The sequence below is a fragment of the Acidovorax sp. LjRoot129 genome (assembly GCF_964253765.1).
Taxonomy (GTDB): domain Bacteria; phylum Pseudomonadota; class Gammaproteobacteria; order Burkholderiales; family Burkholderiaceae_C; genus Acidovorax.
In genome coordinates, this window is record NZ_CAXUSE020000001.1 from 2,272,928 (window position 1) to 2,288,346 (window position 15,419).

Consider the following 15,419-nt stretch of genomic DNA (forward strand, 5'->3'; position numbering starts at 1 on the left):
CTTGAACGAGCTTGAAAGGAGCTTGAGAGGGCGCCACGAAGCGCTCCAAAAAGCTTTGAGGGGATCAAACTTGAATCAAAAAGGCTGCCAGCGCTTGTTGTATAAGCGCTTTATGCTATCAATTTTGACTGTTCTTCGACCTTGGCCGGGCTGGCACGTTCTTCCATCTCCGCAGTGCGCTTGTCGACGGCTTCGCGCAGCGCCTTGCCGGGTTTGAAATGCGGCACACGCTTTTCCGGGATGGCCACGGCTTCGCCACTGCGGGGGTTGCGGCCCATGCGGGGAGGGCGGTGGTTGACGGAGAAGCTGCCAAATCCCCGGATCTCGATGCGGTGCCCGCGCACCAGCGCCTCGCCCACGGCGTCCAGAATGGTCTTGACGGCGTATTCGGCATCGCGGTGGGTGAGCTGGCCAAAGCGGGCGGCCAGTTCTTCAACCAGGTCTGAGCGGGTCATGGAGTCTTGGGACATAGGCAGGCTGCCCGGGGGCAAGTGGTTGTCTCGTCTTCTTCAAAAAAAGAGCGGGCGCCGAGGCGCCCGCTGTCTGACCGTTAGACGAAGCCGCTGCACGAATGAATCATCGCGCAGAGGCTCGTTGACGGGTCAGCGCTTTACTTTTCCGAGTTGTCCAGCTTGGCACGCAGCAGGGCGCCCAGGCTGGTCGTGCCGGCGCTTTCGCGGCTCGATTGCTGGCTCAGGTTGGCCATGGCGCCTTGTTCGTCAGCCATGTCCTTTTGCTTGATCGACAGCTGGATGTTGCGGGTCTTGCGATCCACATTGACCACCACAGCAGTGACTTCGTCGCCTTCCTTGAGCACGTTGCGGGCATCTTCCACGCGATCGCGGGAGATTTCCGAAGCGCGCAGGTAGCCCACGATGTCTTCGCCGAGGTCGATTTCAGCGCCACGGGCGTCCACGGTCTTGACCTTGCCGGTCACCGTCTGGCCCTTGTCGTTCACGGTCACGAACGTGGTGAATGGGTCGCCGTCGAGCTGCTTGATACCCAGCGAGATGCGTTCACGGTCCACGTCCACGGCCAGCACGATGGCTTCCACTTCCTGGCCCTTCTTGTAGTTACGAACCGCGGCTTCGCCGGCTTCGTTCCACGAGAGGTCGGACAGGTGAACCAGGCCGTCAATGCCGGCAGCCAGGCCCACGAACACGCCGAAGTCGGTGATCGACTTGATAGGACCCTTGACGCGGTCGCCGCGCTTCGTGTCCTGGGCGAATTCTTGCCATGGGTTGGCCTTGCACTGCTTCATGCCCAGGCTGATGCGGCGCTTGTCTTCGTCGATTTCCAGAACCATGACTTCGACTTCGTCGCCCAGCGAAACCAGCTTGGCGGGAGCGATGTTCTTGTTGGTCCAGTCCATTTCAGACACGTGCACCAGGCCTTCGATGCCGGGTTCGAGTTCCACAAATGCGCCGTAGTCGGCGATGTTCGTGATCTTGCCGAACAGGCGCGTGCTCTGGGGGTAGCGGCGGTTCACGCCCATCCATGGGTCGTCGCCCATTTGCTTCAGACCCAGCGAGACACGGTTCTTTTCGGTGTCGAACTTCAGGATCTTGGCCGTGATTTCCTGGCCAGCCGTCACCACTTCGGAAGGGTGACGCACACGGCGCCATGCCATGTCGGTGATGTGCAGCAGGCCGTCGATGCCGCCCAGGTCCACGAACGCACCGTATTCGGTGATGTTCTTGACCACGCCTTGAACGATGGAGCCTTCCTTGAGGGTTTCCATCAGCTTGGCGCGCTCTTCGCCCATGGAGGCTTCCACCACAGCGCGGCGGCTCAGCACCACGTTGTTGCGCTTGCGGTCCAGCTTGATGACCTTGAATTCCATGGTCTTGTTTTCGTACGGCGTCAGATCCTTGATCGGACGCGTATCGATCAGCGAACCGGGCAGGAATGCGCGGATGCCGTTGACCAGAACGGTCAGGCCGCCCTTGACCTTGCCGCTGGTCGTGCCAGTGACGAATTCGCCGGATTCGAGGGCCTTTTCCAGGCTCATCCACGAAGCCAGACGCTTGGCCGTGTCGCGCGACAGGATGGTGTCGCCGTAGCCGTTTTCGATGGAGCCAATGGCCACCGACACGAAGTCACCCACTTGGACTTCGACTTCGCCCTTGTCGTTCTTGAACTCTTCCAGCGGCACGTAGGCTTCGGACTTGAGGCCAGCGTTCACGACCACGAAGTTGTGCTCAACGCGCACGACTTCAGCGGTGATGACTTCACCTGGGCGCATTTCCGTGCGCGTCAAAGATTCTTCAAAAAGGGCGGCAAAAGATTCGGACATGTGTTTCCTTGCCACAAACAGGATTCCACTAGCACTATTGCTACTGTTTTTATAGCTGCTTGCGGTGGTTTTTTGCGGTAAAACCGCGGGTTAGGTTATCGATCCACACAACCTGTGCGCTGGCGCGCGAGAGCAGCTGTGTGGGCCTGTGGCAAGGCCTTTCGGCTTGCCTGGAGCCCGAAGGCCCCACGTGGTCAGCTCTGCGCAGAGGCTGCGAAGGGCTGGCGCTCTTGCCACCAGGCCAACACCTGATCGACGGCTTCATCAATCGTCAAGGTGGAGTTGTCCAGGACCAGAGCGTCCTGCGCAGGCTTGAGAGGTGCGACGCTGCGGGAACTGTCCCGGGCGTCGCGTGCTTCCAGATCCGCGCGAAGGTCTTCGATATTAGCCGAAAAACCCTTTGAAATCAACTGTTTATAGCGCCGTTCAGCGCGGCAAGCGGCGCTGGCCGTCAAATAGACCTTCAAAGGGGCTTCGGGGAAGATCACCGTGCCCATGTCTCGGCCGTCGGCCACCAGCCCCGGCAGGCGCCGAAAGCTGTGCTGCAGGTCGACCAGCGCCTCGCGCACGGCGGGCAGGGCGGACACGCGTGACGCGTTCATGCCGGCTTCTTCGGTGCGGATGGCTTCGGTGACATCGTCGCTGCCAAGCCACACCCGGCCGCTTTCAAAGCGCACCGGCAACGTCTGAGCCATGGCGGCAATGCGCGGCTCGTGCGCAGCATCGATGGCCAGGCCTGCGCGCAGGGCGGCCAGTGCGGTGATGCGGTACATCGCGCCCGAGTCCAGAAACCGGTAGCCCAGGCGCTGTGCAACCGCCGCCGCCACCGTGCCTTTGCCGGAAGCGGTGGGGCCATCGATGCAAATCACGGGGACGTGATCGGTCGCAGTGGCTGCGACCGAGAACAGCGCCTCAAAGTATTCCGGGAAGGTCTTGGCCACGCATTTCGGGTCCTCGATGCGGACCGGAACGCCTGCCGGGTTGAAGGCGGCGAGCGAGAAACACATGGCCACGCGGTGGTCGTCGTAGGTGTGGATGCTGGCGGCTTTCCAGTCCTGCACCTGGGCAGGTGGTGTCACGCGGATGAAATCCGCCCCTTCTTCCACGGTGGCGCCCAGCTTGCGCAGTTCGTTGGCCATGGCGGCGATGCGGTCGGTTTCTTTCACGCGCCAGCTGGCGATGTTGGTCAGCGTGGTGGTGCCTTCAGCGTACAGCGCCATCACGGCCAGCGTCATGGCGGCGTCGGGGATGTGGTTGCAGTCGAGCTCGATGGCCTTGAGCGGCCAGCCCTGGCCCGGCTCGCCGCGCTGGATGTGCAGCCAGTTGGGGCCACCCGTGACCACGGCACCCATGGCGCGGGCGGCTTCGACGAACCGGATGTCGCCTTGGATCGAATCCAGCCCGACACCTTGAATTTTGATGCCTTTTTGGCCGTCAGTGCTGGATGTTATTGCACCTAGTGCTATGAAATAGCTAGCAGAAGAGGCGTCGGCCTCGACATGGATGCTGCCGGGCGACTGGTACCGGCTGCCCGCCGCGATGGTGAACCGTTGCCAGTTCTCATGCTTTACCTCGATGCCAAAACGCGCGAGCAGCTCCAGCGTGATGGCAATGTACGGTTTGGATATCAACTCGCCGACCACGTCGATCACAACGGGTTGCGTGCCCGCCGCCAGCGGCAGTGCCATGAGGAGCGAGGTGAGGAATTGGCTCGACACGTCGCCGCGCACACGGATGGGCGCTGCCACGGCCAGCGGGGGCACGCCACTGGCGTGTGCGATGCGCAGCGGCGGGTAGCCGTCGTTGCCCAGGTAATCAATCGCGCAGCCCAGTTGGCGCAGGGCATCCACCAGGTCGCCGATGGGGCGCTCGTGCATGCGGGGAACGCCCGACAGTTCGAACTCCCCGCCCAGCAGCGCGAGTGCCGCCGTGAGCGGCCGCATGGCCGTGCCGGCATTGCCCAGGAAAAGCTTGGCCGGCGAGTGGGGTGCGCGCCCCCCCAGGCCGGTGATGTGGACCGTGGTGCCGGCTTCCTCGACCGTGCAGCCAATCTCGCGCAGCGCGTCCAGCATCACGCGTGTGTCATCCGACGCGAGAAGGTCGTGAACAGCGGTGGTGCCGTGGCTCAGAGCTGCCAGTAACAGCACGCGGTTGGAGATGCTTTTGGAGCCCGGCAGATGCACTTCGCCGGCAGCGGCTTGCAACGGAGGCAGGTCTAGGAATGCGGTGCTGTACATCAGTGTGGTTCGTCCATTGCGCTCAAAGAGCAATTAAGCGGCCTAGGGCCAGAGACCCAAGTCAGCCGGCAGCATTCAGCAGCCAAAGTGCCCACGCGCCTTTCACGCCCTCAGCAACTGGCGCGCCCTAGACCAGTGCACCCGTGGAACTGGCTTTGCCAGGCCACCGGGTACGTCCCCTTTGGGGGAAGGCGCCGCAGGCAACTCAGGGGGCTACTTGCGTTTTGCTCCCATGCGCCAGTGCGCGCGGGTTTCGCTGGCCAGCGTGAGCATGTCTTCCAGCGACTGGGAATCGCCTTTTTCCATAGCCTGCTCCAGGGTCTGCAGCGCCTGCCTGAACAGCTTGGACTGGGCCAGCAGCTCCTCGCGGTTGGACAGCAGGATGTCGCGCCAGACCTTGGGGTCGCTGGCCGCAATGCGGGTGAAGTCGCGAAACCCCGGGCCTGCCAGCGACAGGAAATCGTCACCGCTCGACTGGCCTGTGATGCTGTTCATCATCGCAAACGCCAGCACGTGGGGCAGGTGGCTGACGGCCGCGAAGGCGGCGTCGTGCGACTCTGGCGACATGCTGGAGACGCGGCTTCCGAGCGCGGTCCAGATGTCGTGGGCTTTTTGCAATTGCGCGGTGAACGTGCGCTCGGTCGGCGTCAGGATGACCTGGCGCCCGCTGTACAGGTCGGCTTCGGCGTGTTCCACGCCCGACACCTCGCGCCCGGTGATCGGGTGCGCGGGCACAAACGAGCCCACCTGGTCGCGCAACGCACGGCGCGCGGCCTGCACCACATCGGCCTTGGTCGAGCCCACGTCCATGATCAGCATCTGCGGCGTGACCAGGTGCTTGATGGCCTTGAGCGTGGCCTCGGTGGCGGCCACTGGCACGGCCAGCAGCACGATGTCGGCGCCGGCAACGGCCAGCAAGGCAGACGGTGCCTCGACATCGATCACGCCCAGCTGGCGGGCGCGGTCGGTGGTGGAAGGCGATTTGCTGTACCCGACAACACGTTTGACCAGGCCGGCCTTCTTCATCGCCAGCGCAAACGAGCCGCCCATGAGCCCGCAACCGATGAGTCCCAATTGTTCAAACATGGTGCGATTCCGGCAGGTGGCGGTGCGGGGCCTCTCCCCGAGAGAGCGCGGCCATCCCCGTGGAGGTGACGGCTGGGCGTTGGGCGATGTGCACGGGCGTCATGGCGCGACCGGGTAGGTGCCCAGCACCTTGTAGAAGGCGCACAGGCTGCGCAATTCTTCGAGTGCACGCGCCACATGCGGTTGGGCGGGGTGGCCGTCGAGGTCGATGTAGAAGTAGTACTCCCACTGGCCCGTGCGTGCGGGGCGCGATTCAAACCGCGTCATGGACACGCCGTGTGTCTTGAGCGGCACCAGCAGGTCGTGCACTGCGCCCGGCTGGTTGGGCACCGATACGACGAGGCTGGTGCAGTCCTTGCCCGACGGCGGCGGCGTTTGCAGCGTGTGCGGCAGGCAGATGATGGCAAAACGCGTGCGGTTGTAAGCGTCGTCCTGGATCGCGTGCGAGACGATGTGCAGGCCAAACTGGGTGGCGGCGCGTTCGCTCGACAGTGCAGCCCAGCCGGGGTTGGTGGTGGCCAGGCGCGCGCCTTCGGCGTTGCTCGACACCGGGCGGCGCTCGGCGTGGGGCAGGTGTTTGGACAGCCAGGCCTGGCACTGGGCCAGCGCTTGCGGGTGGGCCAGCACCGCTTCAATACCTTCCAGCGAATTGCTGGTGCGCAGCAGGTTGTGGCGCACCAGCAGGCTGACTTCGCCCACCACATGCGTGGGGGTGTGCAGGAACAGATCGAGCGAGCGCGTGACCACGCCTTCGGTGGAGTTTTCAACGCCCACCACGCCGTATTGCGCGCTGCCCGCGGCCGTGGCGTGGAACACCTCGTCAAAGTTGGCGCAATACATGAGGTCGGCGGCGCCGCCAAAGAATTCAATCGCAGCTTGTTCGCAAAAGGTGCCTTCAGGCCCAAGCACTGCCACGCGCTGCGGCGATTCGAGCGCCAGGCAGGCCGACATGATTTCGCGCCAGATGGCGGCCACATGCGGGCTCTTGAGCGGGCCAGGATTGGCCGTCTGGATCTTCTCGATGACTTGCGCCACGCGGTCGGGCCGGAAGAAAGGGGTGCCTTCGCGCTTCTTGACCTCGCCGACCTGCTCAGCGACCAGAGCCCGCTGGTTCAGCAGCGTCAGCAATTGCTGGTCGATGGAGTCGATCTGCACGCGCAGGCTGGCGAGGTCGGGTGAGGCTTGCGGAGTGTTCATGAAGAAAAAAGGTGGGTGCGCTGCGCGTGAACGAATGTTTTATGTGTGTTCAGGCGTGTTTTTGCTCAAATTCTCGCATGTAGCCGACCAAAGCCTGCACACCTGCCAGCGGCATGGCGTTGTAGACGCTGGCACGCATGCCACCTACCGACTTGTGGCCCTTGAGTTGCAGCAGGCCGCGCTCCTTGGCGCCGGCCAGAAACGCATCGTTGCGGCTTTCGTCGCGCAGGAAGAACGGAATGTTCATGCGCGAGCGGCAGTTGGCGGCCACCTTGTTCACGTACAGCTGTGAGTTGTCGATGGCGTTGTACAGGAGCTCCGCCTTGGCGATGTTGCGCTGCTCCATCGCAGCCACGCCAGTCAGGCTGCCTTCGGTCTGGCGCTTGAGCCACTGGAATGTCAGTCCGGCGATATAGATGCCCCAGGTCGGCGGCGTGTTGTACATCGACTGGTTGTCGGCCACCGTCTTGTAGTCAAACGCGCTGGGGCAGGCGGGCAAGGCGTGGCCGAGCAGGTCTTCACGCACCACCACCAGCGTGAGGCCGGCGGGGCCCAGGTTCTTTTGCGCACCGCCAAAGGCCAGGCCCACCCGGGACCAGTCCACCGGCCGCGACGCCACGTGCGACGAGAAATCGATGACCAGCGGCGCATCGCTGCCCAGCGCCTTCAGGTCGGGCAACTGGTGAAACTCGATGCCGTTGATGGTTTCGTTGCTGCAGATGTGCAGGTAGCTCGCGCCGCGGCTGAGCGTCCACGAGGCTGCGTCAGGCAGAGTGGTGAAACCCGTATCCTCGGCCGAGGCCACGATGTTCACTTCAGCGGCATACCGGCGCGCTTCTTTCTGCGACTTCTGGCTCCAGCTGCCCGTCACCACAAAATCAACCGCGCCAGCGCGCGAGAGGTTCAGCGGCACGATGGCGTTCTCGGCCAGCCCACCGCCCTGCATGAACAGGATCTTGAAGTTCGCGGGCACGGCCAACAGCGCACGCAGGTCGGCCTCTGCCTGTTCGTAGATGGACAGGAACTCCTTGCCGCGGTGGCTCATTTCCATCACGCCCATGCCGCTGCCGTGCCAGTCGAGCATCTCCGACGCAGCCTGCTCCAGCACTTCGGTGGGGATGGCGGCCGGTCCGGCCGAGAAGTTGTAGGGGCGGGTCATGATATATTGGTCAAAACTGCTGCTAGCGCTTATCCCATAAGCGTTTGTAGCTATAAATTTAATAGCAATTGGGCGCGATGCCTGGCATAGCGCCGCTGGGGCGGTCGGGGCAGGGCAGTGCCAAGCTTCAGGCTTCGGCTTCAGGCGTGTCTGGGGCTGCGGAACCGTTGCCGTCAGCGTTTTCGTCCACACTACCTTCACCTTCCGCCTCGGCGTCCACCACGTTTGCATCGTTTTCCACAATGCGCTGCAGGCCGCTGAGCTTGGAGCCTTCATCGAGGGCAATCAAGGTCACACCTTGGGTGGCACGCCCGAGTTCGCGGATCTCCGACACCCGGGTGCGCACCAGCACGCCCTTGTCGGTGATCAGCATGATCTCGTCGTCGGCATGCACCAGCGTGGCGGCCACGACCTTGCCGTTGCGCTCGCTTTGCTGGATCGCAATCATCCCCTTGGTGCCACGGCCGTGGCGCGTGTATTCGACGATGCTCGTGCGCTTGCCGTAGCCGTTTTCGGTGGCGGTGAGTACGCTTTGTGTCTCGTCTTCGGCGACCAGCATGGCGATCACGCTCTGGCCTTCTTCCAGCGTCATGCCGCGCACGCCGCGGGCCTGGCGGCCCAGAGGGCGCACGTCGTTCTCGTCGAAGCGCACAGCCTTGCCGCCATCGCTGAACAGCATCACGTCGTGCTTGCCGTCGGTCAGCGCCGCGCCGATCAGGTAGTCGCCATCGTCCAGGTTCACGGCGATGATGCCGCCCTTGCGCGGGTTGCTGAATTCATCCAGCGCTGTCTTCTTCACGGTGCCCATGCTCGTGCCCATGAACACGTAGCGGTCGGCCGGGAACGTGCGCATGTCGCCGGTCAGCGGCAGCACCACGTTGATCTTCTCGCCGTCCTGCAGCGGGAACATGTTGACGATGGGGCGGCCGCGCGAGCCGCGCGAGCCGGCAGGCACTTCCCAGACCTTGAGCCAGTACAGGCGGCCGCGGTTGGAGAAGCACAGGATGTAGTCGTGCGTGTTGGCGATGAAGAGCTGGTCGATCCAGTCGTCTTCCTTGGTCGCCGTGGCCTGCTTGCCGCGCCCGCCGCGCTTTTGCGCGCGGTATTCGGACAAGGGCTGGCTCTTGATGTAGCCGGTGTGGGACAGGGTCACCACCATGTCGGTGGGGGTGATCAGGTCTTCGGTGGAGAGGTCTTGCGCGCTGTACTCGACGATGCTGCGGCGGGCGCCCAGCTTGTGCTGGCCGAACTCCGTCTTGATGGACGTGAGCTCGTCGCCAATGATGGTGGAGACGCGTTCGGGCTTGGCCAGGATGTCCAGCAGGTCTTCGATGACCGCCATGACTTCCTTGTACTCGGCCACGATCTTGTCTTGCTCGAGTCCGGTCAGGCGCTGCAGGCGCATCTGCAGGATTTCCTGGGCCTGCGTCTCCGACAGGCGGTACAGGCCGTCCTGCCCCATGCCCAATTCCTTTTCCAAGCCGTCGGGACGGTAATCGTCGGCATTGACCACACCACCGTCGGCGCGGGTCCGGGTGAGCATCTCGCGCACCAGCTTGCTGTCCCACGAGCGGGCCATCAGTTCGGACTTGGCCACCGGCGGGGTGGGTGCGTTGCGGATGATGGCAATGAAGTCGTCGATGTTGGCCAGAGCCACGGCCAGGCCTTCGAGCACGTGTCCACGGTCGCGCGCCTTGCGCAGCTCGAACACCGTGCGGCGCGTCACCACTTCGCGGCGATGCTGCAGGAAGACGACGATGAGGTCCTTGAGGTTGCACAGGCGGGGCTGGCCGTCGATCAGCGCCACCATGTTCATGCCGAAGGTGTCCTGCAGCTGTGTCTGCTTGTACAGGTTGTTGAGCACCACTTCAGGCACTTCGCCGCGCTTGAGCTCGATCACCAGGCGCATGCCCGACTTGTCGGACTCGTCCTGGATGTGGCTGATGCCGTCGATCTTCTTCTCGTGCACCAGCTCGGCCATGCGCTCCTGCAGCGTCTTCTTGTTGACCTGATAGGGCAGCTCGTCGACGATGATCGCCTGGCGCTGGCCGCGGTCGATATCCTCGAAATGGCACTTGGCACGCATGATCACGCGGCCACGGCCCGTGCGGTAGCCGTCCTTCACGCCGTTGATGCCGTAGATGATGCCGGCCGTGGGGAAGTCGGGCGCCGGAATGATCTCCATCAGGTCGTCGATGGTGGCCTCGGGGTGGCGCAGCATGTGCAGGCAGGCGTCCACAACCTCATTCAGGTTGTGGGGCGGAATATTGGTGGCCATGCCCACCGCAATGCCCGATGAGCCATTGACCAGCAGGTTGGGAAGCTTGCTGGGCAATACCAGTGGCTCTTTTTCGCTGCCGTCGTAATTAGGACCGAAGTCGACAGTTTCCTTGTCGATGTCTCCCAGCATCTCGTGCGCAATCTTTGCCAGGCGGATTTCGGTGTATCGCATCGCGGCTGCGTTGTCACCGTCCACCGACCCGAAATTGCCCTGACCGTCCACCAGCATGTGGCGCAGCGAAAAGTCCTGCGCCATCCGCACGATGGTGTCGTACACCGCGGAATCTCCGTGCGGGTGGTACTTACCGATCACATCGCCCACGATACGCGCCGACTTCTTGTAAGGACGGTTCCAATCGTTGTTGAGCTCGTGCATCGCGAAAAGTACGCGCCGGTGCACGGGCTTCAAGCCATCGCGCGCGTCGGGCAGGGCCCGACCCACAATCACGCTCATTGCGTAGTCGAGATAACTGCGCCGCATCTCCTCTTCAAGGCTGATGGGCAGGGTTTCTTTGGCAAACTGGGTCATTGGGGGCGGCGGTGACGGCGAAGGAGATTCATTTTAGAGGTAAGACCGTGTAGCGCCTCAGCAACATATCCGGGGAATTCCGGTTTTGTCCTACGGGGCCTGGATAGGTGCCCCCGCTTTTGCCCTGTTACGTATGGCACAATCGTTTGAACGCTTTGGGTGATGGTCACTCCAAGCGTCCTGATTCGCAGCGCGGCTGCGGCTTTTTCCCCAAGAGGAGAACCATGAAGAAACTGAACAAAGTGGCGATGTTGTTTGCCTCTGCAGCGCTCGCAACCGCCGCTGGCGCACAAACCGTTGATAACTGGCGTGATGCTTCTGGCCAACTGGTCTGGAAGAACGGCACCAACGAATACTGCTGGCGCAATGCTAACTGGACGCCAGCCACGGCTGCTCCAGGCTGCGACGGCGCTATCGTTGCTCCCGCTCCAGCTGCCGCTGCTGCTCCTGGCGCTGCCCCAGCTCCAGCTGCCGCTCCTGCACCCGCACCAGCCCCAGCACCCGCCGTCGCTACCAAGGTGACCTATGCTGCCGATGCATTCTTCGACTTCGATAAGTCGGTGCTGAAGGCAGAAGGCAAGGCCAAGTTGGACGATCTGGTCTCCAAGGTCAAGGGCATCAACCTGGAAGTGATCATTGCCGTGGGTCATACCGACTCCGTGGGCTCTGATGCTTACAACCAGAAGCTGTCTGTGCGTCGTTCGGAAGCCGTGAAGGCTTATCTGGTGTCCAAGGGCATCGAAAAGAACCGCGTCTACACTGAAGGCAAGGGCGAAAAGCAACCTGTTGCTGACAACAAGACCGCCGAAGGCCGTGCGAAGAACCGTCGCGTGGAAATCGAAGTGGTTGGCACGCGCGCCGCTCAGTAATCTTCGGATTGCTGCTACGCACAAAAAAGCCCCGGCAACGGGGCTTTTTTGCGTCTGGGGTTTCGCGCGCCCCACACTCCTTCGAGGAAAATGACAGCATGAGCGACACCATCAACGCAGACCCGGCCGAACTGGCCAAGTTTTCAGCCCTGGCGCACCGCTGGTGGGACCCCGAGAGCGAGTTCCGCCCATTGCACCAGATCAACCCGTTGCGGCTCGAATGGATCAACGGGTTGTCCCCACTGTCTGGCAAGCGTATTTTGGACGTGGGCTGCGGCGGTGGCATCCTGGCAGATTCCATGGCTCGTAAGGGAGCTCAGGTAACCGGAATTGACCTCGCGACCAAAGCCCTTCGGGTGGCGCAGCTTCATGCGCTCGAAGCGCAAACCGGCAATATCGAGTACCGCGAAATCAGCGTGGAAAAACTGGCCGAGCAGCAACCCGGGAGTTTCGACACCGTTACCTGCATGGAAATGCTGGAGCACGTGCCTGACCCCGCTTCAGTGGTCCATGCTTGCTCTCAACTCGTCAAGCCCGGCGGCTGGGTGTTCTTTTCCACCATCAATCGCAATGCAAAGGCCTTCATGCTGGCCATCGTGGGTGCGGAATACCTGCTGAACATGCTGCCCCGCGGGACACATGAATACGCCAAGATGATCAAGCCCAGCGAGTTGGCGTCCAGTTGCCGCAGTGCGAACCTCAACATCCAGGCCACAAGGGGCCTGGAGTACAACCCGGTCACCAAACGCTACTGGTTGAGCGCGGATACCAGCGTCAATTATCTTGTTGCGACACAGCGTATTGCCTAAGGCCACTCCACCATGTTTCAACACATTCGCGCGGTTCTGTTCGATCTGGATGGCACCTTGATCGACAGCGCCCCCGACCTGGGGGCTGCGGCAGACAAAATGCGCACTGACCGCGGATTGCCCTCGCTGCCGCTGGAGCGCTACCGCCCCATGGCAGGTGCAGGAGCTCGGGGCATGCTCGGGGAGGCTTTTGGGATGTCGCCTGAACACCCTGAGTTTCTGGTGATGCGCGAGGAGTTCTTCGTCAACTACGAATCCCGGATGACGGAACTCACCACTATTTTCGACGGCGTGCCCGAGATGGTGGGCCGGATACTCGGACGGGAGCTTGCGTGGGGGGTGGTCACCAACAAATCAGCCAGGTTTACCGAACCGTTGACCCGCGCCATCCCGTTGTTCCAGACAGCCGGCGCGGTGGTCAGTGGCGACACTACACCGCATGCCAAACCCCATCCCGCGCCCCTGCTGGAAGCGGCAGCGCGCCTGAAGTTATCGCCCGAGCAGTGCATCTATGTGGGCGATGACGAACGGGACATCGTGGCAGGGTTGGCTGCGGGCATGGGGACAGTGGCGGCCACGTACGGATATCTCGGGATAAAAAGCGACCCGTCAGAGTGGGGTGCGCATGCCACAATTAAATCTCCGCTCGAGCTCTTGCAATTGCTCGCCAGCACCTAAAATAGAGGCTCTGGGGCTGTCCTGGTTTCGACGTGGGTTCGGAATCGGTGTGGTGCATGTCGAGCTTGATTCACGCTCGTAAATCTCGATTTAACAAACTAACTGCAAACGACGAACGTTTCGCACTCGCTGCTTAATTGCCAGTGAGCCTTGCAACAGTTGGCCGATGGGCTGGGCAAGGGGGTTCTGAGCAATCAGTGCCTCCCGGCTGCAAGGATAATTACATGGGCTGGCTTTGATCCGGGTACCTTGGGTTGAAGCGAGAAAATAGGGTGCTGGCAACCGTTATAGCGTGCGACTGCGCGATATCGGTGGCGAGATTTAAATCAGACCGCTAAACATGTAGATCTGCCCGATGAAGGCTTACGGACGCGGGTTCAATTCCCGCCAGCTCCACCATACACCCGTCCAAGGGCGTTCACCAATATCCGGTGAACGCCCTTTTTCTTTGTTAAATCAACAACTTAGGATGCGAAGAGGTCCGGGGCGATCTCCGGGCAGCCGGAGCGAGGAGGGGGAACAGTCGGGGGAACAAAATCCGAAATCGGTAGACTCAGGGCATCTGTTCCCCCGTTTCGGAGGGAAATTCCTTGTGAAACCGCTGGAGGTGTTCCCCCATGTTGACCGATGCACAGTGTCGCAACGCCACCTGTTCCCCCGAGTCCAAACGGGAACGTTTGGCCGACTCGGGCGGTTTGTATTTGGAGGTCGCACCAGGCGGGTCGAGGCGCTGGTTCTGGAAGTATCGGCATGAGGGCAAGGAAGGGCGGATGGCTCTGGGAAGCTATCCCTCGGTCAGCCTGACTGCGGCTCGCAAGGCTCGCGATACCGCGAGGCTGCAAAAATCGACAGGAGTTAATCCTGTACACGCCAGAAAGGTAGAGAGACTGAAAGCCTCCGCCAGTGCCGGGGATACTTTCAAAGCTGTCGCTCTGGAGTGGTATGAAAAGCAGAAAACCATGTGGAGCGAGTCGCATGCCGAGCGCTCGCTGCGCCAGTTCGAGCGTGACCTTTTTCCGTGGCTAGGAATGCGTCGACTAGCTGACATTGAACCGGTGGAGTTGTTGGCAACCCTGCGGAAGATCGAAGAGCGCGGCGCCGTCGAGACGGCGGATCGTGGGTTGATGCTAGCTCGCCAGGTATGGCGTTATGGGGTCGCGACGGGTAGGGTAGGGCGGGACATCACCGGGGACCTCAAGGGCGCGCTGTCTCCGTATCGTGGTAAGCACCTTGCCGCCATTACGGAGCCGGTCAAACTCGCTGAGCTGTTGCGGGCCATCCAAGCCTACAAGGGAGGCCCTATTGTGCGGACAGCATTGCAACTGGCGCCCATGCTCTTTCAACGCCCCGGCGAATTGCGTGGTGCAGCTTGGACCGAAGTGGACTTGGATGCTGCCCTCTGGACGATTCCGGCTGCCCGAATGAAGCGGGGCAAAGAGGGTAAGGAGAATGGAGCCCCCCATCTCGTGCCTCTTCCCAGCCAGGCCGTAAACCTGTTGCGTGAACTGCACCCGTTGACTGGCCACGGCACACTGGTGTTTCCTGGGGAACGAAATCACAGCAGGCCTATTTCTGAGAATTCGGTTCGTACCGCCCTTATTACTATGGGCTATAAATCGGAGATTCAAACATGGCATGGATTTCGAGCCACGGCGAGGACAATGCTCGCGGAGCGATTGGATGTCGACCCACTGGTCATCGAGGCACAACTGGCTCACGCGGTGAGGGATGCTAATGGCCGTGCTTACAACAGGACCCAGTATTTAGCCCATCGAACTCGGATGATGCAGCAATGGGCGGACTATCTGGAAGGGTTGAAGGTAGGCCGCGACCCCAGCCCGCGGTGAACTAGGGCAGGAGCGCTCGACTAAAATACATACCATGTGGGCGAACATTCTGGGCCTGGCGATGTTGGACCGTTTGGCAGCGATTGCTGTCCTCCAGACCGTGCCATCTAAGGCGCACTATCGGGCAAGAGCTACCGCTGGCAGTGTGAGAAAGCACCCGCTGAAGTGTGCATTCACGGGCAGCAGCAGGCCCTGAGTTCGCATGATGATTCAAGCGCCTCAGGCATCGCTCCATTTGCCATCCGGCTTACAGCGTCGGTATCGCGTTTGGGCGACAGCGCGGCTCCTCTATTCGCGAGCTTCAGGGGACCTGGTCACAACGATGCAGCGCACTCTGCGATTAGTCCTCTGAACCAAAGCCGGGCGGGATGCGAGTCACTGCGTCGATGCCGAATCAGGTCGAGTACGCTTTCAGGCAATGCGATTGGAGGC

The 15,419-nt window shown here is 61.8% G+C and carries 11 protein-coding genes and 1 other RNA gene; 5 read left to right on the forward strand and 7 right to left on the reverse strand.

The features are described 5' to 3' along the window. Positions 1-110: 110 nt before the first annotated feature. The 7 genes from ACSQ3Q_RS10440 to gyrA all read right to left on the reverse strand — a co-directional run bounded on the left by ACSQ3Q_RS10440 (position 111) and on the right by gyrA (position 10,784). Entirely contained in the window at positions 111-455 is a 345-nt protein-coding gene (locus ACSQ3Q_RS10440; RefSeq protein ID WP_436134311.1) for an integration host factor subunit beta, read from the reverse strand. Between the two features lie 155 nt (positions 456-610). Next, complete coding sequence (gene rpsA, locus ACSQ3Q_RS10445; protein WP_436134312.1) at positions 611-2,311, reverse strand: 30S ribosomal protein S1; 1,701 nt, start codon at positions 2,309-2,311, stop codon at positions 611-613. 179 nt (positions 2,312-2,490) lie between these two features. Continuing rightward, positions 2,491-4,533, reverse strand: a complete 2,043-nt coding sequence (locus ACSQ3Q_RS10450) for a bifunctional 3-phosphoshikimate 1-carboxyvinyltransferase/cytidylate kinase (RefSeq protein ID WP_436134313.1) — start codon at positions 4,531-4,533, stop codon at positions 2,491-2,493. A 213-nt stretch (positions 4,534-4,746) separates the two neighbouring features. Then, a complete protein-coding gene (locus tag ACSQ3Q_RS10455; protein ID WP_436134314.1) occupies positions 4,747-5,619 on the reverse strand; it encodes a prephenate dehydrogenase in 873 nt (290 codons plus the stop codon). Between the two features lie 99 nt (positions 5,620-5,718). Continuing rightward, entirely contained in the window at positions 5,719-6,816 is a 1,098-nt protein-coding gene (gene pheA, locus ACSQ3Q_RS10460; protein WP_436134315.1) for a prephenate dehydratase, read from the reverse strand. Between the two features lie 49 nt (positions 6,817-6,865). Then, complete coding sequence (gene serC, locus ACSQ3Q_RS10465; protein WP_436134316.1) at positions 6,866-7,975, reverse strand: 3-phosphoserine/phosphohydroxythreonine transaminase; 1,110 nt, start codon at positions 7,973-7,975, stop codon at positions 6,866-6,868. A 127-nt stretch (positions 7,976-8,102) separates the two neighbouring features. Next, positions 8,103-10,784 carry a DNA gyrase subunit A gene (gyrA, locus tag ACSQ3Q_RS10470; RefSeq protein WP_436134317.1) on the reverse strand — a complete coding sequence of 894 codons (2,682 nt, stop codon included), beginning with the start codon at positions 10,782-10,784 and terminating at the stop codon, positions 8,103-8,105. 224 nt (positions 10,785-11,008) lie between these two features. Here gyrA and ompA point away from each other — a divergent pair, with 224 nt between their 5' ends. From ompA to ACSQ3Q_RS10495, 5 genes are all read left to right on the forward strand, one after another. Beyond that, complete coding sequence (ompA, locus tag ACSQ3Q_RS10475) at positions 11,009-11,653, forward strand: outer membrane protein OmpA (protein WP_436134318.1); 645 nt, start codon at positions 11,009-11,011, stop codon at positions 11,651-11,653. 98 nt (positions 11,654-11,751) lie between these two features. After that, positions 11,752-12,462 (forward strand): bifunctional 2-polyprenyl-6-hydroxyphenol methylase/3-demethylubiquinol 3-O-methyltransferase UbiG, encoded by a 711-nt coding sequence (gene ubiG / locus ACSQ3Q_RS10480; protein ID WP_436134319.1) that lies wholly within the window; start codon positions 11,752-11,754, stop codon positions 12,460-12,462. 12 nt (positions 12,463-12,474) lie between these two features. Continuing rightward, entirely contained in the window at positions 12,475-13,140 is a 666-nt protein-coding gene (locus ACSQ3Q_RS10485; RefSeq protein WP_436134320.1) for an HAD family hydrolase, read from the forward strand. Between the two features lie 12 nt (positions 13,141-13,152). Then, positions 13,153-13,539: a transfer-messenger RNA gene (gene ssrA, locus ACSQ3Q_RS10490) on the forward strand. A gap of 218 nt (positions 13,540-13,757) precedes the next feature. Beyond that, a complete protein-coding gene (locus tag ACSQ3Q_RS10495; protein ID WP_436134321.1) occupies positions 13,758-14,987 on the forward strand; it encodes a tyrosine-type recombinase/integrase in 1,230 nt (409 codons plus the stop codon). Positions 14,988-15,419 lie beyond the last annotated feature (432 nt).

Excerpts from the sequence above, each read along its gene's own strand:
- ACSQ3Q_RS10440 (WP_436134311.1), bottom strand. The coding sequence starts at position 455 with ATGACCCGCTCAGACCTGGTTGAAGAACTGGCCGCCCGCTTTGGCCAG.
- ACSQ3Q_RS10450 (WP_436134313.1), bottom strand. The coding sequence starts at position 4,533 with ATGTACAGCACCGCATTCCTAGACCTGCCTCCGTTGCAAGCCGCTGCC.
- ACSQ3Q_RS10455 (WP_436134314.1), bottom strand. The coding sequence starts at position 5,619 with ATGTTTGAACAATTGGGACTCATCGGTTGCGGGCTCATGGGCGGCTCG.
- pheA (WP_436134315.1), bottom strand. The coding sequence starts at position 6,816 with ATGAACACTCCGCAAGCCTCACCCGACCTCGCCAGCCTGCGCGTGCAG.
- serC (WP_436134316.1), bottom strand. The coding sequence starts at position 7,975 with ATGACCCGCCCCTACAACTTCTCGGCCGGACCGGCCGCCATCCCCACC.
- gyrA (WP_436134317.1), bottom strand. The coding sequence starts at position 10,784 with ATGACCCAGTTTGCCAAAGAAACCCTGCCCATCAGCCTTGAAGAGGAG.
- ompA (WP_436134318.1), top strand. The coding sequence starts at position 11,009 with ATGAAGAAACTGAACAAAGTGGCGATGTTGTTTGCCTCTGCAGCGCTC.
- ubiG (WP_436134319.1), top strand. The coding sequence starts at position 11,752 with ATGAGCGACACCATCAACGCAGACCCGGCCGAACTGGCCAAGTTTTCA.
- ACSQ3Q_RS10485 (WP_436134320.1), top strand. The coding sequence starts at position 12,475 with ATGTTTCAACACATTCGCGCGGTTCTGTTCGATCTGGATGGCACCTTG.
- ACSQ3Q_RS10495 (WP_436134321.1), top strand. The coding sequence starts at position 13,758 with ATGTTGACCGATGCACAGTGTCGCAACGCCACCTGTTCCCCCGAGTCC.